At 68.9% G+C, this 20,173-nt stretch carries 19 protein-coding genes; 5 read left to right on the plus strand and 14 right to left on the minus strand.

All coding sequences use genetic code 11. From position 1 onward, the window contains the following. Positions 1-2: 2 nt before the first annotated feature. The gene (locus ACF8LI_RS15750; RefSeq protein ID WP_392413289.1) at positions 3-1,154 is read left to right on the plus strand and encodes an acyl-CoA dehydrogenase family protein; all 1,152 of its coding nucleotides are present in this window, start codon (positions 3-5) and stop codon (positions 1,152-1,154) included. A gap of 220 nt (positions 1,155-1,374) precedes the next feature. Then, complete coding sequence (locus ACF8LI_RS15755; protein ID WP_017405658.1) at positions 1,375-3,306, plus strand: RecQ family ATP-dependent DNA helicase; 1,932 nt, start codon at positions 1,375-1,377, stop codon at positions 3,304-3,306. 7 nt (positions 3,307-3,313) lie between these two features. Here the strand turns inward: ACF8LI_RS15755 and ACF8LI_RS15760 are convergent, their stop codons facing one another. From ACF8LI_RS15760 to ACF8LI_RS15780, 5 genes are all read right to left on the minus strand, one after another. After that, positions 3,314-3,634 carry a helix-turn-helix domain-containing protein gene (locus ACF8LI_RS15760; protein ID WP_016452227.1) on the minus strand — a complete coding sequence of 107 codons (321 nt, stop codon included), beginning with the start codon at positions 3,632-3,634 and terminating at the stop codon, positions 3,314-3,316. Then, complete coding sequence (locus ACF8LI_RS15765) at positions 3,634-3,996, minus strand: type II toxin-antitoxin system RelE/ParE family toxin (RefSeq protein ID WP_016452228.1); 363 nt, start codon at positions 3,994-3,996, stop codon at positions 3,634-3,636. The genes ACF8LI_RS15760 and ACF8LI_RS15765 overlap by 1 nt, the downstream gene beginning before the upstream one ends. 80 nt (positions 3,997-4,076) lie before the next feature. Next, the gene (locus ACF8LI_RS15770; RefSeq protein WP_343740362.1) at positions 4,077-4,886 is read right to left on the minus strand and encodes a DUF4198 domain-containing protein; all 810 of its coding nucleotides are present in this window, start codon (positions 4,884-4,886) and stop codon (positions 4,077-4,079) included. A 6-nt stretch (positions 4,887-4,892) separates the two neighbouring features. After that, entirely contained in the window at positions 4,893-5,381 is a 489-nt protein-coding gene (locus ACF8LI_RS15775; RefSeq protein ID WP_012202078.1) for a hypothetical protein, read from the minus strand. Between the two features lie 172 nt (positions 5,382-5,553). Beyond that, entirely contained in the window at positions 5,554-7,971 is a 2,418-nt protein-coding gene (locus tag ACF8LI_RS15780) for a TonB-dependent hemoglobin/transferrin/lactoferrin family receptor (RefSeq protein ID WP_252653093.1), read from the minus strand. A 280-nt stretch (positions 7,972-8,251) separates the two neighbouring features. Between ACF8LI_RS15780 and ACF8LI_RS15785 the strand changes: the two genes are divergently transcribed. The 3 genes from ACF8LI_RS15785 to ACF8LI_RS15795 are packed head-to-tail and all read left to right on the plus strand — an operon-like array spanning position 8,252 to position 11,593. Beyond that, positions 8,252-9,625 carry an aspartate aminotransferase family protein gene (locus tag ACF8LI_RS15785; protein WP_016447370.1) on the plus strand — a complete coding sequence of 458 codons (1,374 nt, stop codon included), beginning with the start codon at positions 8,252-8,254 and terminating at the stop codon, positions 9,623-9,625. Positions 9,626-9,632: 7 nt separating this feature from the next. Then, a complete protein-coding gene (locus tag ACF8LI_RS15790; RefSeq protein WP_133074028.1) occupies positions 9,633-10,706 on the plus strand; it encodes a GNAT family N-acetyltransferase in 1,074 nt (357 codons plus the stop codon). Continuing rightward, positions 10,688-11,593, plus strand: coding sequence for an arginase family protein (locus ACF8LI_RS15795; RefSeq protein WP_016447368.1), 906 nt, complete (start codon positions 10,688-10,690; stop codon positions 11,591-11,593). The genes ACF8LI_RS15790 and ACF8LI_RS15795 overlap by 19 nt, the downstream gene beginning before the upstream one ends. A gap of 36 nt (positions 11,594-11,629) precedes the next feature. Here ACF8LI_RS15795 and ACF8LI_RS15800 read toward each other — a convergent pair whose 3' ends face one another. The 9 genes from ACF8LI_RS15800 to ACF8LI_RS15840 form a co-directional block, all read right to left on the minus strand. After that, complete coding sequence (locus ACF8LI_RS15800; RefSeq protein WP_392413293.1) at positions 11,630-12,859, minus strand: DegT/DnrJ/EryC1/StrS family aminotransferase; 1,230 nt, start codon at positions 12,857-12,859, stop codon at positions 11,630-11,632. Further along, complete coding sequence (locus tag ACF8LI_RS15805) at positions 12,852-13,346, minus strand: multidrug efflux SMR transporter (RefSeq protein WP_016452234.1); 495 nt, start codon at positions 13,344-13,346, stop codon at positions 12,852-12,854. Before ACF8LI_RS15805 ends, ACF8LI_RS15800 begins: the two co-directional genes overlap by 8 nt. Position 13,347: 1 nt before the next feature. Next, the gene (locus tag ACF8LI_RS15810; protein ID WP_012202070.1) at positions 13,348-13,716 is read right to left on the minus strand and encodes an EamA family transporter; all 369 of its coding nucleotides are present in this window, start codon (positions 13,714-13,716) and stop codon (positions 13,348-13,350) included. Next, positions 13,706-14,647 carry a carboxylesterase gene (locus ACF8LI_RS15815; protein ID WP_016447365.1) on the minus strand — a complete coding sequence of 314 codons (942 nt, stop codon included), beginning with the start codon at positions 14,645-14,647 and terminating at the stop codon, positions 13,706-13,708. Before ACF8LI_RS15815 ends, ACF8LI_RS15810 begins: the two co-directional genes overlap by 11 nt. A gap of 174 nt (positions 14,648-14,821) precedes the next feature. Continuing rightward, on the minus strand, positions 14,822-15,526 hold the full coding sequence (locus ACF8LI_RS15820) for an MtnX-like HAD-IB family phosphatase (RefSeq protein ID WP_016452236.1): 705 nt from the start codon (positions 15,524-15,526) through the stop codon (positions 14,822-14,824). Beyond that, the gene (locus ACF8LI_RS15825) at positions 15,519-16,463 is read right to left on the minus strand and encodes an HlyD family secretion protein (protein ID WP_392413295.1); all 945 of its coding nucleotides are present in this window, start codon (positions 16,461-16,463) and stop codon (positions 15,519-15,521) included. Before ACF8LI_RS15825 ends, ACF8LI_RS15820 begins: the two co-directional genes overlap by 8 nt. Continuing rightward, positions 16,460-17,218: an ABC transporter ATP-binding protein gene (locus ACF8LI_RS15830; protein ID WP_016447362.1), complete on the minus strand. Its 759-nt coding sequence runs from the start codon at positions 17,216-17,218 to the stop codon at positions 16,460-16,462. The genes ACF8LI_RS15825 and ACF8LI_RS15830 overlap by 4 nt, the downstream gene beginning before the upstream one ends. Positions 17,219-17,233: 15 nt before the next feature. Further along, positions 17,234-18,388 (minus strand): ABC transporter permease, encoded by a 1,155-nt coding sequence (locus ACF8LI_RS15835; protein WP_016447361.1) that lies wholly within the window; start codon positions 18,386-18,388, stop codon positions 17,234-17,236. Then, complete coding sequence (locus ACF8LI_RS15840; RefSeq protein WP_061287509.1) at positions 18,385-19,854, minus strand: efflux transporter outer membrane subunit; 1,470 nt, start codon at positions 19,852-19,854, stop codon at positions 18,385-18,387. The genes ACF8LI_RS15835 and ACF8LI_RS15840 overlap by 4 nt, the downstream gene beginning before the upstream one ends. Between the last annotated feature and the right edge of the window lie 319 nt (positions 19,855-20,173).

Below are 20,173 nucleotides of genomic sequence, written 5' to 3' on the forward strand. Positions count from 1 at the left end.
ACATGAACTTCCAACGACTGGGCACCACCGCCGACGACCACGCCATTGCCGATGCCGTGGCCCGCTTTGCCGACGACGCACTCGCCCCGCTGGCGCAGCGCATGGACGAAGAGGCGCTGTCCGCCACCTGCCATGTGCCGGGCCTGTCGGCCCTGGGCGTGATGGGCATGAACCTGCCCGAGGCCCTGGGCGGCCCCGGCGTCACGCCCACGGCCATGCTGCTGTCCCTGGTGGCCATCTCGCGCGCCTGCGCGGCCACCTCGTCCATGATCGGCGCCCACTACCTGGGCACGGACGCCGTGCTCATCGGCGGCGACGACGCCCAGCGCCAGCAGTGGCTGCCGCGCTGCGCCAGCGGCCAATGGCTGGCGGCCTTTGCGCTGACCGAGCCGCGCGGCGGCTCCCACCCGGCCGACATGCGCACGCGCGCCGTGCGCGATGGGGACGACTATCTGATCACGGGCGTCAAGCACTTCATCTCCAACGCCGCCGAGGCGCGCTTCATGGTCGTCTTCGCCAAGACCGACATGGAGGCCGGCGCGCGCGGCGTCAGCGCCTTCATCGTGCCGCGCGATCTGCCTGGCATCCAGGTCTCGGCCCCCGAAAAACTCATGGGCATCCGCGGCGGCCATGCCTTCGAGGTCTCGCTGGACGGCGTGCGCGTGCCTGCCAGCCACCGGCTGGGCGCCGAGGGCACAGGCTTCAAGACGGCCATGAAGGTCCTGGACAACAGCCGCCTGGACGTGGCGGCCACCGCCCTGGGCGTGGCCGAGGCCGCCCTGGCCGCCGCAGCGCAATGGGCCAATCAGCGCCTGGTCGGCGGCGAGCCGCTGGCCACGAAACAGGGCATCCAGTGGAAGCTGGCAGACATGAAGCTGCGCCTGGAGGCATCGTGGGCACTGACCATGCAGGCCCTGGCCTTGCGCCAGGCAGGCCAGCCCTTCACCCAGCACTCGGCCATGGCCAAGCTCCATGCATCCGAAATGGTGGGCTTCGTCACCGACGAAGCCCTGCAGATCCACGGCGGCTACGGCTACACGCGCGAAATGCCGCTGGAGCGCCTGGTGCGCGATGCGCGCATCCTGCGCATCTACGAGGGCTCGTCCGAAGTGCAGCGCAGCATCATTGCGCGCGGGGTGCTGGCCGGCAGCTGAATGCAGCAGCGGGTGGCTAGGAGAAATCTGAAAATGGCACCCTCGCGCCCGGAAAAGGCCGTTGATGCAGAGCGGTTCAAACCCCAGGTCTTCCCTGGACCTTGCGAGGGGGCGCAAAATGGCGGCTGTTGCGGCCTTCGGGCCGCAGCGCATTTGTTGCGGGAAGCGCCCGCATCCCGCCCCCTCCCGCGCCAGCCGCCCCTGCCGAAAGAAGCCTCCGTTGTCCGCCGCGCATTCCGTCCTGCAAGCCGTGTTCGGCTACGAACAATTCCGCGGTCCGCAGGAGGCCATCGTCTCGCATGTGGTCGCCGGCGGCGATGCGCTGGTGCTCATGCCCACGGGCGGCGGCAAGAGCCTGTGCTACCAGGTGCCGGCCATCGTGCGCCAGCAGCAGGGCCACGGCGTGGCGGTGGTGGTGTCGCCGCTGATCGCGCTCATGCACGACCAGGTGGGCGCGCTGCACGAGGCCGGTGTCAGCGCCGCCTACCTGAACTCCACGCTGTCCTATGACGAGACGCAGGAAGTCGAATGGCGCCTGCAAAGCGGCGACATCACATTGCTGTATGCCGCGCCCGAGCGCCTGAACACGCCGCGCTTCCTGGGCCTGCTCGACGACCTGCATGCCCAGGGCAAGCTGTCGCTGTTCGCCATCGACGAGGCGCACTGCGTGAGCCAGTGGGGCCATGACTTCCGGCCCGAGTACCGCGCGCTGAGCGTGCTGCACGAACGCTATGCGGGCGTGCCGCGCATTGCGCTCACGGCCACGGCCGATGCGCTGACGCGCGCCGACATCGTCGAGCGGCTGCAGCTGGAGAGCGCACGGCACTTCGTCAGCAGCTTCGACCGCCCCAACATCCGCTACCGCATCGCCGAGAAGAAGGACGTCAGCAACCAGCTGCTGCGCTTCATCGAGCGCGAGCACGAGGGCGAGGCCGGCGTGGTCTATTGCCAGTCGCGCAAGCGCGTGGAGGAGCTGGCCCAGACGCTGAGCCAGGCCGGCGTGCCCGCCCTGCCCTACCACGCGGGCCTGCCCTTCGAGACGCGCCAGCTGCACCAGGACCGCTTTCTGCGCGAGGACGGCATCGTCATCGTCGCCACCATCGCCTTCGGCATGGGCATCAACAAGCCCGATGTGCGCTTCGTGGCGCACGTGGACATGCCCAAGAACATCGAGGGCTACTACCAGGAAACCGGCCGCGCAGGCCGCGACGGGCTGCCCGCCGACGCCTGGATGGCCTACGGCCTGTCCGACGTGGTCAACCAGCGCCGCATGATCGACGAAAGCCCGGCCGAGGACACCTTCAAGCAGGTCATGCGCGGCAAGCTCGATGCCCTGCTGGGCCTGGCCGAGGCCACGGACTGCCGCCGCGTGCGGCTGCTGGCCTACTTCGGCGAGCAGTACGGCCTGGGCGCACCGGGAGAAGACGCAGAGACGGACATTGAAGGCCGGCCGCTGCAGCGCGTGGCAAAGACCGCCTGCGGCAACTGCGACAACTGCCTGGAGCCCCCGGCCCTGTGGGATGGAACGGACGCCGCGCGCAAGCTGCTGTCCACCATCTACCGCGTGCACGAGGCCAGCCAGCTGACCTTTGGCGCGGGCCACATCATGGACGTGCTGCGCGGCAAGGACACCGAGAAGGTGCGCCAGTACGGGCACGAGAAGATCTCCACCTTCGGCCTGGGCAAGGACTACAGCGAGCCCCAGCTGCGCGGCGTGATGCGCCAGCTGCTGGCCACCGGCGCCCTGGGCCTGCACAAGATCACCAGCGAGAACAGCGGCCACAGCTTCGACACCCTGTGCCTGGCCGAAGGCTCGCGCGAAGTGCTGCGCGGCAATGTCCAGGTACAGCTGCGCGAGGCCGTCGCAGCGCCGCGCACGCGCACCTCCAAGCGCGCCACCCAGCCCAACGCGGCCGCCGCCAGCCTGGGGCCTGATGCCCAGGTGCGCTTCATCAACCTCAAGGCCTGGCGCGCCGAAGTCGCGCGCGAGCACAACCTGCCGGCCTACGTGATCTTCCACGACGCCACGCTGGCCGCCATTGCCGAGCGCAACCCGGCCTCGCTGGACGACCTGCAGGGCATCAGCGGCATGGGCGCCAAGAAGCTGGACGCCTATGGCGCCGAGGTGCTGCGGGTGGTGGCCACGGGTTGAGTGAACTTCAGGGCGCCACCGTGATGCCGGCCGCGTGCGCACGGCGCGCAGGCCGCACGACGATCTCGACCTGCTGGTCCAGCGACACCAGCGCCTGCATCAGGCGCTCCAGAGAGATGTTCTGCAGCTTGTAGCGCCGGACCTGGGAAATCTTGGGCTGCGTCATGCCCGTAATGCCTGCAGCCTCGGTCTGACTGAGCCCGCGCTTGTCCATCAGCTCGTTGAGCTTCATGGCCAGCACGGTTTTGGCCGACAGTTCCTGTGCGTCCTCGAAGCCCAGATCGACCAGCACATTGGCTGTTCCCTGCGAAGAATCCTGGCGATGCATCATGTTCTCCCGCCCGCGCCATGGCGGGCCAGTACGGACTTCAAACGCTTCTCGATCAGATCCACGTCAGGCTGCGGCGTGGCAATGCCGGATTTTGATTTTTTCTGAAACGCATGGAGCACATGGACGGCGTCGCCGATACGGACACTGTAGACGGCACGGAAAGCGTCTCCCCTGTGGTCTTCGACCAGCTCATATACGCCTGGTCCCAGCCCTTTCCACGGCTTGGCCGAGTTCGGCATGCCGCCCAACTGGACAACGAACAGCGCCACGCCCATATCCTTCTGAACGCCGATGGGGAAGTCCTTGAAGTCTTTCTTCGATGAGCCTTCCCAGTACAGCAGTTTGCGTTGGTTCGTCATGAATTATATCCGTTCAGATATAAATTTCTCCATGCTTGCATCCAGCAAAAAGAAGAGCCCGCATCAGCGGGCTCTCGTCATCACTGCGCCAGCACCCTGAAGGTCAGCGTGTAGTTGTTGCCGTACTGCGGCGCGGCGGCGCCGGCGGGGGCGTCGGCTCGGTAGCGCACCAGGGCCAGGTAGATGCCGGACTTGGGCAGGGCATAGGAGATGCGGCCCTGGCCATCGGTGGTCAGCGCGTCCACGCTGTGCTGGCTGGCCAGGTCCATGGCCGAGCGGAAGATTTCCACCTTCTGCGCGGCCAGCGGCCTGCCATCGTATTGCACGGTGAAGTCGAACTTCTCGCCCGCGAACAGGTCGGCCGGATGCGTTACGGGCACGATCTCCAGGCCCTTGCCTGAGGGCGCGAGCGCGGCCCGGCTGGGCTTGCCCACCGTGATGTAGGTCTCGGAGACCGACAGCGACTGGTAGTGGCTCAGCAGCCTGGCATCGGCCGGCGTGGGCGTGGCGGGATCACGCGCGGTCTCGACCTTGCCGTTGCGCTCCCACGAACGGAAGATGGCGCCCAGGCGCGGGCCGGTGCTCACGCGGTAGGTGCCCTTCTCGTCGGGCAGTTGGTGCTCGGCCACGGTGCGGGTCTTGAACTGGCGCACATCGGCCATGGGCGTGACCGAGCCGTCGGGCGCCGTCACGGCGAAGCGCGTTTCGCCAAAAGCCACTTCGGGGATGAAGAACTTGTCGGCAAAGCTGGCGTCCACGCTGATGACGGCCCGGGGCGAAGCCTCGAAGCTGGTGGGCAGCAGGTAGGGCGTGTGGGCCTGGGCGGAGATGCACACGGCCGACAGCAGCGGCAGCCACCAGGCCAATCGCTTGGATGGGGTTTTGGCCATGTCCGCTCAGGGCTTCTTGACGTCGTTCTTGTCCACGACGCCATCGGCATTGACGTCGGCTTCCTTGAAGCTGCGTTCGGCGATGGCCATGTCTTCTTCCACGGTGTATTTGCCGTCGCGGTTCCTGTCCACGATGCCGAAGCGCACATGGGCCTGCTTCATGGACTGGGCATAGCGCTCGTCGGGCTGGCGGCCCGCGTACTGCTGCTTGAGGCGGGCCTCGAACTCGTCCACGTACTCCTTCTCGCTGAGCCAGCCGTCGCCATTGGTGTCGCCGGCCAGGAAGCGCTGCTTGCGCACGGTGTCGTACTCCTGGCGCGTGACCACGCCATCACGGTTGGCGTCGTAGCTGCCCATGAAGGCAGACTGGCCATGCCCGCCCGCAGGCTGGGCCGGGCCGCTGGCGGACGGTGCCGTGGGCGATGCGCAGGCGGTGAGCAGGGCCGCCAGGCCGGCAGCGGCCAGCATGCGGTGGGACAGAGAGAACTCGATCATGAAACGACTCCTGAAGTAGGCAGATACAGCGGCGGCTGCGATGGTGGTGGAGGCTTTCCGGCCGACACCGCCGCTGTAGGGAAGGCCGGCCGGCCCCTGGAGAAACTCCTCGGATCCGCGCCACGCGGCAAGTGAAGGTGGCGTGGATGCAATGGCATGGTGCGCAGGGTGCTCAGAACGCAACGTTCATGGACACGGCGAAGGTGCGGCCCGGGTTGCTCAGCAGCTCGATGTCGCGGCGGTCGCGCGCCACGCCGGGCTGCAGGCTGCGGGTGCTGGAATAGTCCCAGTAGCGCTTGTCGCCCAGGTTGTAGATGCCGGCGTTCAGGCGCACGTTCTTTGCGACCTGCCAGTAGCCGGCCAGGTCGAAGATGGCATAGCCGGGCACGCGGAACAGCTCGGTGGTCGAGTCGGTCAGGCCGGTGCCCGCGTTCTGGTAGCTGTCGCGGTTGGTGGCCACGGCCTGCTTGCCCGCGACGAAGGTGCCGGTCAGGTTCAGGCCCCATTGCCGGGCTGGTGCGTCATAGCCCACGCCGACGATGGCCTTGCGCGGCAGCACGCTGTCCAGCGGCACATCCTTGTCGCCTGCGTAGTAGGACTTGGAGGTGCCGCGGCTGATGCCCAGCGCCCAGGTGGAGTACAGGCCCCTGGCGGCGGGCATCCACTGGCCGTGGTCCAGGCGCGCGCTGGCCTCGAAGCCGTAGATCTTTGCGCTGTCGCGGTTCTCGGCCTGGTAGATGGTGCCGATGTGGGCGGGCACGTTGACGAACAGGTCGGGACGGCCCGCGCGCAGGTAGCGCGTGTAGGCGATGAAGTCGGAGTACCTGGTATAGAAGACCGAGCTGTTGAAGGTCACGCCCGGCGTGGGCGACCCCTTGAGGCCGAAGTCGAAGGCATTGCTGCTTTCCTCCTTCAGGTTGGGGTTGCCCACCAGGGCGTACTGGCCTGCCGCGTTGTAGTTGCTGGCCATGTTCCACGAGCCGAAGATCTCGCCGGCCGAGGGCGCGCGCCCGCTGCGCTTGAACTGGGCATAGGCGCTGAACGTGGGCGTGAGGTCATAGACCAGGGCCAGGCTGGGGCTGAGGATGGTGTTGCCGCGCGTGCCACCGTAAATCTTTTCCACATCGGCGGCCGTGAGCACGCCCGAGACGAAGTTGTCCAGGTCGCGTGTCTTGATCTCCACGCGGTCCACGCGCAGCGCGGGAATCAGCGCCAGGCGGCGGCCGCCGGCCTGGAAGCTGATCTCGTCCTGCAGGAAGGCGCCGTAGCGGCGGGTGGTGGTGTCGGGCTGGGGCTTCATAACGGGCGTGCCGGTAGCGAAAACGTTCCACGGCCGCTCCGTGTCCTGGGTCGATGCATTCACGCCAAAGCTCAGGCGGTGGCGGTCGATGCGCTTGTCGCCCGTGCTCGAGAAACCCCAGGTGCGCGTCTCATTGCCGGAGACGTTGTGCACCTTGGCGCCCGTGGCCAGCGTGGTGGTGTCGGTGACGTCGTTGGTGTCCGTGTTCTGGAAGTACAGCCGCGTGTCCAGCTGGTCCACCCAGGCGCCGGCCGGTGTCCACAGGTGCTGCAGCTGCAGCGTGTTGCGACTGGTGTCGCTGTTCTGGCGCGAGCTTTCGGTGATGCTGGTGTTGGTGGTGTCCCAGCCGTGGAAGGAGGTGTCGTTCTTGCGGCGGTACAGGTCGGCCGACAGCACCAGACGGTGGGCCGGGTTGATGCGCAGGCCGCCCTTGAGCAGCAGCGCGTTGGAGTTCCAGTCGTCGGGATAGCTGTTGACGATGGCGCTGTGGTTGCGCGTCTCGTGGCCGTCGCGGCGCGAGTAGGCGATCAGGCCGTCGAGGTCGCCCGAGCGGCCAGCGGCCGTGAAGCTCTCGTTCCAGGAGCGGTCGGCCGTATCGTGGCCGATCTTGCCGCCCAGGTAGGAGGTCTTGCCGCCCACCAGGTAGTCCTCGGCGGACTTGGTGCGAAAGCCCACCGAGCCGCCGATGCCACCGGCCGCGCGCCGCGCCGTGGTGGTGCCGGAGTGGATGTCCACGCCCGAGAACATTTCCGGATCGATGAAGTCGCGGCCCACGCCGAAGGTGTTGGCGCCGACACGGCTCACATAGGGGCGCGTGGTGGCGTCGGGCATCTCGACGCCGTCCACATCCATGCCGATGCGGTTGCCCTCGATGCCGCGGATGTTGTAGCCCGTGGTGCCCGAGCGGTCGAAGCTGCTGCGGTTGCGGCTGGTGCCCGAGGCCGTGCCCGGCGCGGAGACCAGGGGCTGGTAGCGCACCACGTCGGCCATGCTGCCGGCCTGCTCCAGCGCCGGGCCGCTGACGGTGGTGGAGGCGCCCGGGGTTCGCTGCGCGGGCTCGGCCGTGTCGACCACGTCGACCTGGGCCAGTGCCTTGGTGGGTGCCTGCGCCATCAGCCGGGCCTCATCGTCCAGGGCCTGAGGCCGGGGCTGGGCCCAGGCGCCGGACGTGGCCAGGCCGATCACGGCGGCCTGCACGGCCACGGCCAGCAGGCTGGGCCGCAAGGCCGGCGCAGCGCAGGGATTCCAGAAAAGGGAGACAGGGGCGCAGGAGCGTGAAGATGGAGCCATGGCAGGAATCGGGGAACGAGGGTTGCTGGCTAGCTGCCGACCTCTTCGCGGAGTGCTCTTGCGAGACCATTGATTCCCCCCGGGTGTGATTTCTTCCTGCTGGCTTTCCGCGATTCTCCCACCAATTGATAATGATTATCATTTGTTTTGTATCATTTACGTCACAGGGACAGATCACGGTCCCGCGCGGACCTCCTCCACAAACCCCACACAAAGACTCGACAGCGCAGCAAGATTGCCCGCTCACACTGCGGCGGCTGAATATCTGGAGCCCTTTGCTGTGACCAATAACGCCCAACTCCTGGCCGACGAAGCCAAGTACTGCTCGTTCGGGGATACCGTCCACTACGTCAATCCCCCCAAGATCTTTTCGGGCTGCGAAGGCAGCTACATGTACGACGAGGCCGGCACGCCCTACCTCGATCTGCAGATGTGGTATTCGGCCGTGAACTTCGGCTACAAGAACAAGCGCCTCGAGCAGAAGATGATCGAGCAGCTGCAGACCCTGCCCCAGGTCGCCAGCCAGTACCTGCACCCCACCAAGATCGAGCTGGCCAAGTTCATCGCCCAGGATGCGGAGCGCAAGTGGGGCCATGCCGGCCGCGTGCACTTCAACGTGGGCGGCGCCCAGGCCATCGAGGACTCGCTCAAGGTCGTGCGCAATGCCAGCGGCGGCAAGAGCCTGATGTTCGCCTTCGAGGGCGGCTACCACGGCCGCACGCTGGGCGCCTCCAGCATCACCTCCAGCTACCGCTACCGCCGCCGCTACGGCCACTTCGGCGACCGCGCGCAGTTCATCCCCTTCCCCTACCCGTTCCGCCGCCCCAAGGGCATGACGTCGGAGGAATACGCGGACTCCATCGTCCGGGAATTCGCGCGCAAGTTCGAGAACGAATACCACGCCATCTGGGACCCCAAGACCAACCAGTGCGAGTACGCAGCCTTCTACGTGGAGCCCATCCAGGGCACGGGCGGCTACGTCGTGCCGCCGCCCAATTTCTTCAAGGGCCTCAAGAAGGTGCTGGACGACCACGGCGTGCTGATGGTGGTCGATGAAATCCAGATGGGTTTCTGGCGCACCGGCACGCTGTGGTCGGTGGAGAACTTCGGCGTCAAGCCCGACGTGCTGGTCTTCGCCAAGGCGCTGACCAACGGCCTCAACGCCCTGTCGGGCCTGTGGGCGCGCGAGGAACTGATCAACCCCACCATCTTCCCGCCGGGATCGACCCACTCCACCTTCGCCTCCAACCCGCTGGGCACGGCCCTGGGCCTGGAAGTCATGAAGATGACCCACGAGATGGACTTCGGCCGCCAGGTGCGCGAATCGGGCGCCTACTTCCTCGAAGGCCTCAAGGAGCTGCAAAAGCGCCACAAGGAAATCGGCGATGTGGACGGCCTGGGCCTGGCGCTGCGCGCCGAGATCTGCACCGAAGACGGCTTCACGCCCAACAAGGCGCTGCTGGACAAGATGGTGGACATCGGCCTCGAAGGCGGCCTGGAATACCAGGGCCAGAAACGCGGCCTGGTGCTGGACGTGGGCGGCTACTACAAGAACGTGATCACCTTCGCGCCCTCGCTGATGATCTCGCGCCCCGAGATCGACGAAGCCATGGTCCTGCTGGACCAGTTGCTCACGAAAGCCAAGGCGGCCTGAAGGCGCGATGCCCGCAGAGCGCCTGCACAACCAGCTCGAACCCCCAGGCCTGCTCGCGCAGTTCGCGGCCCATCCTCCCGAGGGCTTCGCACTGCTGCAGGACTGGCCGGCGCCGGCCTTCACGGCGCCCTTCGATCTTCTGACCACGGCGGACGACGCGCTCAAGGCGCGTCTTTTGTCGTTGCCCGGTGGCGGCTGGCTGTCGCGCCGGCTGCGCCTGTCCACCGATTTCGTGGGCACCACGGTCAGCGAGTACGCCGTGCTGCCCATGGGCATCCCTGCCGCCCAGCAGGCTGCCGCGCTGCGTGCGCGCGCAGGCCGGCGCATGCTGACCATCGTCAAGGACCTGCCCCAGGATTCCCCGCTGCTGCCGGACGCCGACAACGCCCATGCACGGGCGCTGGCGCAGGCCCTGGCCGATGCGGGCTTCATCCTGGTCGAAGGCCAGGCCCTGGCCCATGTGCCCATCGACTTTTCCAGCCTGGACGAGTACCTTGCGCGCCTGTCCAGGAGCCGCCGCCAGAACCTGCGCCGCAAGCTCAAAAGCCGCGCGCAGCTGCAGGTGCAGCGCATTCCCACGGGCGCGGCCTTTGCCGATGACGCCTGCGTCGATGCCTACTACGCGCTGTTCGATGCGGTGTATGCGCAAAGCGAGATCCACTTCGACAGGCTCACGCGCGATTTCTTCGCGGCCGTGCTGCGCGATGCAGGCAACGGCGGCCTCGTCTTCGAGTACCGCGCGCTGCAGGACGACGGCACGCCCGGCGCGCTGCTGGGCTGGAACCTGTGCTTCGAGCACGGCGGCAAGCTGATCGACAAGTACATCGGCCTGTCCTACCCGGCCGCACGCGAGGCCAACCTCTACTTCGTGAGCTGGATGGTCAACCTCGAATACGCCATCGAACGCGGCCTGAGCCACTACGTGGCCGGCTGGACCGATCCCGAGGTCAAGGCCCAGCTGGGCGCCAGCTTCACCTTCACGCAGCATGCGGTCTTCATCCGCAACCCGCTGCTGCGCGCACTGGGCCGGCGCTTTGCCGGCCACTTCGAAAGCGATCGCCAATGGAGCGAACAGAACTGAATGCCCAGCCGGTCGTGCTGGATGTGGATGGCTCGGTGGGGTCCTTGCCCGGCGAGCTGCGCCTGCCGCTGCAGCACTGGCAGGAGCAGGTGCGCTTCGGCTGCGGCCTGCGGCGCTTCGCGCGGTTCCGCGCGGCGCTCGATGCGCAACTGCCCGCCGCGCATGGCACGGCCCTCATGGGCAGCGGCGACTTCCACCATCTGAGCTGGCCGCTGATCGAGCGCTGCATCGCGGCGCGGGCCCTGTCCTCAGGCCGGCCGCTGCGCGTGGTCGTGCTGGACAACCACCCCGACAACATGCGCTTTCCCTGGGGCGTGCACTGCGGCTCCTGGGTGCGCCGCGTGGCCCTGCATCCGGCCGTCTCGCATGTGCACGTGGCCGGCATCACCTCCGGCGACATCGGCCGCGCGCACGCCTGGGAGAACTACCTCACGCCGCTGCGCGCCGGCCGCCTGAGCTACTGGAGCGCGGGCGTGGACACGGGCTGGGCGCGCCGCCTGGGCGTGGACTCGGCCTTTCGCAGCTTTGCCAGCGTGGCCGAGCTGTCGCGCACGCTGGCGCGCATGCTGCGCGAGCAGGCCCAGCCCACCTACCTGAGCATCGACAAGGACGTGTTCGCGCCCGAGGTGGTGCGCACCAACTGGGACCAGGGCCGCATGCTGGAGAGCGAAGCCATGGACATCATTGGCGCGCTGTCCGGCCAGATCGTGGGCAGCGACATCACGGGCGATGTGTCTTCCTGGCGCTACGCGACCTGGTGGAAGCGCTGGATGAGCGCGGGTGACGGCCAGGACACGCAGATCGGCGCGCAGACGCTGGCCACCTGGCAACTGGGCCAGCATGCGTTCAACGAGCGCCTGGTGGAGCGTCTGCAGCAGGCCGGCTGAGGCCCCACCGGAGCTGCGGCGACCGGTGCTGCGAGGTCAGGCGGCGGCCTGCTTCATGGCGCTTTCCAGCACCTGGACCAGATCGCCAAAGCGCGCGTCGTCGAACCACAGGCTGTTGCCCACCGCCACCAGGCGCCGTGCCCAGTCACGCCCCTGGTCCACCACGTCCTGGCGCGCCAGGCCCAGCACATGGTCGTAGCGGCCATAGTCGGGCAGCACATGGACGAAGGGCAGCGACAAACCCCAGCCCCGCCCCCATTGCGCGCGCAGCAGCGCATCGCGCGTGGCGGCATCGCGCAGGCGCAGCAGCAGCACGGGCCAGACGCCTTGCGCGCCCGGCACGGTGTCGCCCACCACCTCGATGCCATCGATGGCCGACAGCCAGGCGCCGCGCTCGCGCGCCTGGCGCTGCAGTTGCTGCTGGAAGTCCGCCAGCCGCGCCAGTGCGCGCCGGCCCACGCGGCGGCGCCAGGTGCCCAGTTCATGGCGGGCAATGGCGTCGTCGAAATCATCGCCGGCGGCCTGCACCCAGTCGCTGCGCGACAGCGCATCGCGCAGGGGGCGGCCATAGGCCAGGTCCAGCCCGGCGGGGCGGTACAGCGCCGCATAGCCCAGCAGCTCCAGGCTGCGGCGCAACTCCCAGCCCCGGTCCTGGCGCACGCTGGCTGCATGTGTCTCGCGCAGTGCCTCGCGCAGCGCGGGGTCGCGCGCCAGCAGCACGCCGCCCTCGAAGGTGGTCAGGCCCTTGCCCACGGCCAGGCTGTAGAAGCCCACATCGCCCTGCCAGCCCACGGGCTCGCCGCGCAGGCGCGCGCCCAGGGCCTGGGCCGCGTCCTCCACCACCCAGGCACCCACGGCGCGCGCGCAGTCCAGGGCCGTGTCCACGTCGGCCACGCGGCCGCACAGATGCGTGGGCAGCACGGCCAGGGTGCGTCCGCTGCACAGGGCGCGCAGGCGCGCGGGGTCCATGTCCAGCGTGTCGGCATGCAGATCGCACAGGCGCAGCTGCAGGCCGCAGTGCGCCACGGCCAGGGCCACCAGCGGGCAGGTATAGGCGGGTGCGATGACTTCGCTGCGGCCCGGCGCCAGGCGGCGCAGGGTCTGCAGCGCCACCATCAGCGCCGAGGTGCCAGAGCATTCAAGCTGCACGGCGGGCACGCCCAGCCACTGCGCCAGCGCCGTCGCCAGGTCCGCGTCGCCCCAGGGCAGCAGGTCGGCCGCGCGCAGTGGCAGGCCCGCCGTGGGCGGCAGCATGCGTTCAGCCACGGTGCGTGCCGTGCTCGGCCGAGGCCGCCAGATGCGCGGCACCCGCGCTGGCCGAACCCGCGCCCGGGTTGCCGCCCGCATGGCCCGGCGTGTCATCGTCTGCGCCGGGCCCCTCGGCCTCCTGCGTCTCGCTGACGGCCAGGCAGGCGATGCCGGCCACGATGAACAGGCAGCCGATGATCTGGGGCATGCCTATGCGCTCGTCGAACAGCCAGTACGACAGCGCCAGCACGGAAAGAATCTCCAGGTGCGATGCCGCAAAGGCCGGGCCGATGGGCGCGCGCTTGAGCAAGGTCATCCACGAGAAAAAGGCGCCGATGTAACCCACGAAGGCGCCATAGATCCAGGGCTGGCCGAACACGCGCGCCAGCCAGTCCACCGAGAACTCCAGCGGCAGCGCCGCATTGCCGGCCTGCTTGAAGCTCAGCTGGGCCAGCGTGTCGAAGGCCATGAGCACCAGAAAGCCGATGAAATAAAAGCGCTTCATTTCAATGCAGGCCCACGATGGCGACGCCTATGGACACCAGAACGATGCCTGCCACGCGCATGGGTGCCAGCTTCTCGGCAAACAGCAGCCGGCCCGCGATCATGATGGCCACGATGTTGATGGAGCCCAGCAGCACACCTTCGGACAGCGGCACCAGCGAGAGAAAGGCCAGCCACAGCACGAACTCGGCCACATAGCAGCCCACGCCCAGCCACAGCCAGGGCCTGGAGGCCATGAAGCGCCAGCGTGCCAGGCCGTCGAGGTCACCGGGCTGGCTGGCAGCGGCCTTGAAGGCCAGCTGGCCGCCGCTGTCCACCAGCACGTTCAGCACCCACAGCGTGATGACCAGCGGCGAGAGATCACTGCCCATGCGGCGCAGCCTCCACAGCCCGGCCTTCGCGGGGGGCGGCGCCGCTGGCGATGCGCGCCACGAACTCGGTGGTGCGCGCGATCACGGTGCGGCGGTCGCGGTCGATGGTGACCATGTGGTAGCTGTTGTCCAGCAGCACCAGCTCGACATGGGCCTGGCTGGCGCCGTGCACGATGTCGTGGGCGTTGGCCACCGACGAGATGTCGTCGTTGCGCGCATGGATGACCAGGCAGGGCGAGCGCAGCTGGGGCAGGCGCGCCAGCACGTGGGCCGAGAGGCGGCGCAGCTCGATGATGGACCACCAGGGATTGCCCGGCAGGCCGGCCGCCGCGCTGTCGCCCGAGTGCATCTGCTCGACCACGCGTGCGCGCAGGGCCTCGTCCTTGATGCCGTAGGGCGGCTGCTCCATGAACACGCTGCGGCGGCCAATGCCCAGCGCGCGGAACAGCGGCAGCAAAAAGGCCAGGCGCGTGTAGAAGGGGATGCTCCAGCCGTCGTAGCGGAAGGTGGTGGACAGGGCGCAGACGCCGTCCACCTTGTCGGGATGACGCTGGGCCACGGCCAGCGAGAGCACGGCGCCCATGGACAGGCCGCCGACCACCACATGGTCCACATGCTGCGACAGCCGCTGCAGGCCGCCTTCCACGCTGGCCAGCCAGTCGGTCCAGCGCGTGTCCACGAGATCTTCCATGCTGCCGCAATGGCCGGCCAGCTGGACCGCATAGACGGTGAAGCCCTGCTTGTTCAGCCCCTTGGCCAGCAGGCGCATCTCGGCCGGCGTGCCCGTGAGCCCGTGCACCAGCAGCACGCCGGTGCGCGCGGCAGCGCCCGTGCCGGGCATGACGAATTCATGCTCGGTCACGCAGACGCTGTCCAGCCCCGTGGCAGGCTCGCTGCGCTGAACCAGGGAGAGCCCATCACTCAAATTCATGTCAATTTTCCATGACGCTGCGCGTCGCCCTCTGACCATGAAAATGGCGTGCCCTGAAGCCAGAGACACCAAGGAAGGGCCTTGGCCGGCCGCGCCGCCCCGCACCGAAGGTGTCGTCCCCCTTGGGGGGCGCCGTGCAACGGGAAGGCGCGAAGCGACTCAGGGGGTGGTATGTCATGCCAGCGCCTCCAGGCCCAGGACGACCTTGTCGAGCAAGGCCGTGGCCTGCTCGAAATGCTCGAAGGGCGCATGGGCGATGCCCCGGCTTTCGCAGTGGGCGATCAGCTTGTACTTGGCCAGCACGAAGTCGGCCCGGCCCGAGACGCAGAAGTCCGAGGTGCTGTCGCCCACATAGAGCACGCGGCCATGCTGGGCCTGCTGCTCGGCCAGGCGCTCGCACTTGCAGTTGCCGCTGGCGCGCGCGCACTGCGCACTGGCCCAGGGCGAGTCCAGGCGCCAGCTGCGCTCGCCGGTCGGCACCAGACGGTTGGCGATGACCTGCAGATGGCCCAGGCCATGGCGCTCCAGCACATGGCGTATGGCGTAGTCGATGCCGTCGCTGACCACCTGCACCACCATGCCGTGGGCCTGGGCGGCCGCCACGAAGCCGGCGAAGCCGGGATCGATCTCGATGGTGTCCAGGTGGGCGCGCAGCTCGGCCTCGTCCATGTCCAGCAGCGCGACCTGGCCCTTCATGCATTCGCGCGAGCCGATCTCGCCGCGCTCCCAGGCGTCTTCCAGCTCCTGCCAGCCGGGCTTGCCGAAGCGGTTGAGCAGGGTGTCGGTCACGTCCAGCAGGCTGATCGTGCCGTCGAAATCGCTTTGCACCATCCAGCCGGGCGCGGCGGTGTCCAGATACAGGGGAATGCGCTTATTCATGGAACTGCACCCTTACGTTTTGGCCCACGCGCACGGCGGCGGCGGGAGCTTGCTCGAAGACCAGCACACATTCGATGACACGCACCGGCCCGCGCTGCTGGTCGTCCTGCAGCCGCGCCGTGCCATAGACGGGGCTGATGCGCAGCACGCGTGCCGAAGGCAGCTGCTGCTGTGCGGCGCCATCGGCATCCAGCGTCACCGTGGCACGCATGCCTTCGCGCACGGCGGCGGCGAAGCTTTCGTTGATTTCGGCGCGCACCTGCAGCGGGCGCTGCGGCAGCAGCACCACGGCCGGCGTGCCGGGCACGGCTTGGCTGCCCGCGTGGGTGGCCAGGCGCACCACGGTGCCGGCCTCGGGCGCGCGCAGTTCCTGGCGCTTGTGCTGGGCGCGCAATTGTTCGAGCTTGCGCTGCGCCACCTGGGCCTCGGCCGCGGCCACGTCGATCTCGGCCTGGGCATCGCGCAGTGCCTGCGCGGCCTCGTCCACGTTCTGCGCGTCGGCTGCGCCCTCGCGGGCCGCTGCCTGCCAGCGCGCCAGGGTCTGCTTGAGCTGGGGCAGGCGCGCGGCGCGTGCCTTCTGGCGGGCCTTGGCCAGCTGGGCCTCGGACTCGGCCACGGCCAGGTCGGCCTGGCCCGTCTCGTCGGCCAGCCTCAGCAGCAGCTGGCCGCGCTGCACGGACTGGCCTTCCTTGACGGACAGCTGCTGCACCACGCCGGCCACGGCGGGCGACAGGTCCAGCAGTCCGCCTTCCACCTCGATCTTGCCGCGCGCCACGGCCACTGCCGCCGGGCCGTTTTGCTGCGCCCTGGAGCTGGCCTGGCCCGCATTGGCGGGCGCATCGTGCGAAGGACCGCAGCCCGCCAGCAGCGCGGCGGCGGCCAGCGCCGCAGCCAGTCCGGCAGTGGAAGCGGCAAGGCCGCTCAGGGGGTGCTTCATTGTTTTTCCTTCAACGGGGAGGTCTGGCGCCAGTCGCTGCGGATGGCGCCATCCTCCATGCCGAGCACGCGGTCGGCATGGCGCACCAGGCGCGGGTCATGGCTCACGCACAGCACGGTCGTGCCATGGTTGCGCGCCGCGCGGTGCAGGATGTCGATGACGCGCTGGCCGCTTTCGGCATCCAGCGCGCTCGTGGGTTCGTCGGCGAACAGCAGCTGCGGCGCCTTGGCCATGGCGCGCGCAATGGCCACGCGCTGCTTTTCGCCGCCCGACAGTTCGGCCGGGCGCATGTGGGCGCGGTGGGACAGGCCGACCTCGTCCAGCGCCTGCTGCGCGCGGCGCAGGGCCTCGTCGCTGCGCAGGCCCATGTAGCCCAGGGGCAGCTGCACCTGCTCGATGGCCGTCAGCGCCGGGAACAGGTTGAAGCCCTGGAAGACGAAGCCCGTGTGGCGTAGGCGAAACTTCTCCAGCGCCCGCGTGCCCAGCTTGCCCAGGTCCTCGCCCAGCGCCATGGCGTAGCCGCTGTCCGGCGCCTGCAGGCCCGACATCAGCGACAGAAGGGTGCTCTTGCCGCAGCCCGAAGGGCCAGAGATCAGGCTCAGTTCGCCCGCGTACAGCGATACCGACAGGCCCTGCAGCACCTGCACGCTGACCATGCCCGACAGGAAGGACTTGCACAGCCGCACGGCTTCCAGGCTGGGCGCCGTGCGAGGCACCGCCGTGGGCGCGGGGGAAGAGGCATTCATCACGTTCATGGTGTATGGAAGTCTTCAGCGCAGCAGCGTGGCCGGGTCGGCGCGCAGCAGGCTGCGCATGGCGCCCAGGCCCGACAGCAGGGACAGCACGGCCACCAGCACGGCACAGGCCAGCACGGCCGATGCGTTCAGCGCCACGGGCACGCGGTAGGCCGTGGCCACGGCCAGCAGCACGGCGCTGGCCAGCGCGGCCATCACGAAGCCCAGGCCGCCGATCCAGCAGGCCTGCTCCACCACCACGCGGCCCAGGGCCGCGCGGCTCACGCCCAGCGCGTTGAGCACGGCGTACTCGCGCGACGAGGCAGCCACCACAGCCTTGAGCGACTGGCTGGTGACCACCGAGCCCACCAGGCAGACGATGACGGCCATGAACAGCACGCCCGCGCCGGCGCCCGTGTCGAACATCCAGTAGCGCTGCGAGCGCCGCGCGAATTCCTTGGCTGTCCATGCCTCGTAGGGGCCGAAGCTGGGCGTGGACTGGTTCAGGCGCTGCTGGACGGCCTTGGCCGAGGCGCCGGGGCGCACGCGCGCCACGAAGTAGGTGCTGCCCTGGCCCGGGTCACCGGCAATCTCGCGCGCCGTGGCCAGCGAGGCCAGCACGTTCACGCCGCCCAGGCCGCGCAGCCCGTCCACGGCGGCCACCACCTGCACGCGGTGGTTGTTGACCCAGGCCACGCCGCCCTCGCTGGCGCCCAGCGTCTGCAGGTCGGCCCGGTCCACGATCACGGCGCCGGGTTCGCGCAGGCGCTGCCGCTGCCAGGGCTGGAGCACGCGGGAAAACAGCATGGAGGCATCATCGGTGGCAATGCCGGACAGGTAGACCGACACGCCGCCGCCGTGTTCGCTGGCCGCGCCGCCGGCCGGCGTGCTGGAGCGCCAGTCGCCATCGACCCAGACGTAGGGCTCGACGGCAGTGATGTCCGGGTCCATGCGCAGGCGCATGTCCACGTCGCGGCCGATGGTGCGGCCGAAATTCACGCTCTGCGTGCCCGGGTAGCCGATCCACAGATCGGCCGAGGACGCCGTCACATACAGCGCGGCCGATCCGAAGATGCCCAGCACCAGCGCGGCCTGCATGGCCAGCAGCACGCCGGAGAAGCCCACCGCGAAAACGGAGGGAATGAACCGGCGCCACTCGTGCACCAGCGTCTTGCGCGCCAGCGCGATCATGAGGATGCCCCCTGAGCCACGGGCGCAGGGCCGTTGCCGGAATCGTCCTCCGGCCTGTCCTCGGCAGGCAGCGGCGCGCCGCCCAGGGCCTTGTACAGCGCCACATAGGCCAGGGCATGGGCGGCCAGGGCGGTGGTCTGCTCGCTGCGCGCCTGCAATGCGGCGCGCCGGGACGCCAGACCACCGAACTCGCTGTCCAGGCCCAGCTTCTGGCGCTGGTGCTGCACGCGTTCGCGCTCGGCAAGCACCTGCTGCGAGTCCTGCAGCGCGGCGATGCGCTGGCGCTGGGCACCGATGGCGGCCAGTGCGGACTCGACCTCGGCCACGCCGTCCAGCACGCTCTGGCGGTAGCCCTGGATGGCAGCCTGCAGCGCCAGCTCGCTGGCATCGGCCTGCGAGCGGCGGCGGCCCCAGTCGAACAGGGGAATGTCGATCTGCGGCCCGAAGGTGGGCGCGTTGTCCTGCGTCGTGCGCAGGTTCTGGGTGATGTTGAACGAATACAGCAGCGAGCCGCCGATCACGAAGCGCGGGTACAGCGCCGCTTGCGCAATGCCCTGCTCGGCTGCGGCGCGTTCCACGCCGGCCTGCGCCACCTGGATGTCGGGGCGCGTGCGCAGCAGGTCGGCCGGAAGGACCGCCACGCCCAGCGCCTGCGGGCCGGGCAGCGGCGCTGTCGCATCGGCCTGCAGCCATTGCGCATCGGGCCGTGTGCGGCCCAGCAGTGCGGCCAGCATGTGGGCGCTGCGGGCCTGGGTTTCACGCAGGCCCGCACGCAGAGCAGCGCTCTGGCCGGCCTGCAACTGCAGCTGGCGCACGGCCTCGGCCGTGCCCAGGCGCTGCTGCTGGCGCACCTGGGCCAGTTGCAGGGCACGCGCATCCAGCTGCGCCTGCTCGTCGATCAGGGCCAGCTGGCGCTGGGCCATGCGGATGTCCAGGTAGCGGTGCACCACGTCGGCCACCAGGGCCACGCGCGCTGCCTGCAGGCGGCCCCGTGCATCGAGCACGGCAGCTGCGGCATTGCGCTCGCCGGCCTCGCGGGCGCCGAACAGGCCCAGGTCCCAGCTCACGTCGATGCTGGCGTGGAAATACGAGTCGATGGCTGCGATGTCCTGCAGCGTGCGCGCACCGGCCGTGAACACGGGCCGGAAGGCAGCGCCGGCCGTGCCCGCCAGCAGCCGCTGCTGGCGCAGGCGCGACTGGGCCTGGGACAGATCGAGGTTGGCGGCCAGCGCCTCCTCGACCAGGGTGTTGAGGGATTCATCGCCCCAGGCCTTCCACCAGCCCTGCAGGTCGGGTGCGGCGGCCGAGCCAGATGCGCCCGGCGCGGCGGCGGGCAGGGGCTGTGTCCACTGCGCAGGCACCGAGCCGTCGAGCTGTGCCGGGGGCGGCGATGAGCAGCCGGCCAGCGCCAGGGCGGCGCCCAGGCACAGGCTGGAGAGGCGTTGCGTCGCGGCGGCGTGGTTCACGGGATGGACAGGCGGGAGGGGATGATCGAGGGGGAGGACCGGGAAAACGAGGCCAGGGAACCATGTCCCCGGATAGCCATTGGACGCGGCCAAGCTTGCGCGAGGTTGCAGGCTTTATGGAGGAAACATGGAGAACGCGGCGCCGTGCGCAAGCCTCTCTTGCCCATCCCGGGTGGGAGTCAGTCGCGGACCGCGCCAGATTACCGCGGACTCGGATGATTCCGAGTTTATTTTCAGAACACTCCGATTCCAATGCCGCATACAGGTCGGTATATTGACCGGATATCGCGCCCGGTGCCGCCTGTCCCAAGGACATTGA

It is taken from the genome of Delftia sp. WSY_12 (genome assembly GCF_043104645.1).
In the GTDB taxonomy this organism is placed as follows: domain Bacteria; phylum Pseudomonadota; class Gammaproteobacteria; order Burkholderiales; family Burkholderiaceae_C; genus Comamonas; species Comamonas tsuruhatensis.

Bases quoted from the DNA above. Each gene is read 5' to 3' on its own strand.
- ACF8LI_RS15750 (WP_392413289.1), top strand. From the start codon at position 3: ATGAACTTCCAACGACTGGGCACCACCGCCGACGACCACGCCATTGCC.
- ACF8LI_RS15760 (WP_016452227.1), bottom strand. From the start codon at position 3,634: ATGCATCGCCAGGATTCTTCGCAGGGAACAGCCAATGTGCTGGTCGAT.
- ACF8LI_RS15765 (WP_016452228.1), bottom strand. From the start codon at position 3,996: ATGACGAACCAACGCAAACTGCTGTACTGGGAAGGCTCATCGAAGAAA.
- ACF8LI_RS15770 (WP_343740362.1), bottom strand. From the start codon at position 4,886: ATGGCCAAAACCCCATCCAAGCGATTGGCCTGGTGGCTGCCGCTGCTG.
- ACF8LI_RS15775 (WP_012202078.1), bottom strand. From the start codon at position 5,381: ATGATCGAGTTCTCTCTGTCCCACCGCATGCTGGCCGCTGCCGGCCTG.
- ACF8LI_RS15780 (WP_252653093.1), bottom strand. From the start codon at position 7,971: ATGGCTCCATCTTCACGCTCCTGCGCCCCTGTCTCCCTTTTCTGGAAT.
- ACF8LI_RS15790 (WP_133074028.1), top strand. From the start codon at position 9,633: ATGCCCGCAGAGCGCCTGCACAACCAGCTCGAACCCCCAGGCCTGCTC.
- ACF8LI_RS15795 (WP_016447368.1), top strand. From the start codon at position 10,688: ATGGAGCGAACAGAACTGAATGCCCAGCCGGTCGTGCTGGATGTGGAT.
- ACF8LI_RS15805 (WP_016452234.1), bottom strand. From the start codon at position 13,346: ATGAAGCGCTTTTATTTCATCGGCTTTCTGGTGCTCATGGCCTTCGAC.
- ACF8LI_RS15810 (WP_012202070.1), bottom strand. From the start codon at position 13,716: ATGGGCAGTGATCTCTCGCCGCTGGTCATCACGCTGTGGGTGCTGAAC.
- ACF8LI_RS15815 (WP_016447365.1), bottom strand. From the start codon at position 14,647: ATGAATTTGAGTGATGGGCTCTCCCTGGTTCAGCGCAGCGAGCCTGCC.
- ACF8LI_RS15820 (WP_016452236.1), bottom strand. From the start codon at position 15,526: ATGAATAAGCGCATTCCCCTGTATCTGGACACCGCCGCGCCCGGCTGG.
- ACF8LI_RS15825 (WP_392413295.1), bottom strand. From the start codon at position 16,463: ATGAAGCACCCCCTGAGCGGCCTTGCCGCTTCCACTGCCGGACTGGCT.
- ACF8LI_RS15830 (WP_016447362.1), bottom strand. From the start codon at position 17,218: ATGAACGTGATGAATGCCTCTTCCCCCGCGCCCACGGCGGTGCCTCGC.
- ACF8LI_RS15835 (WP_016447361.1), bottom strand. From the start codon at position 18,388: ATGATCGCGCTGGCGCGCAAGACGCTGGTGCACGAGTGGCGCCGGTTC.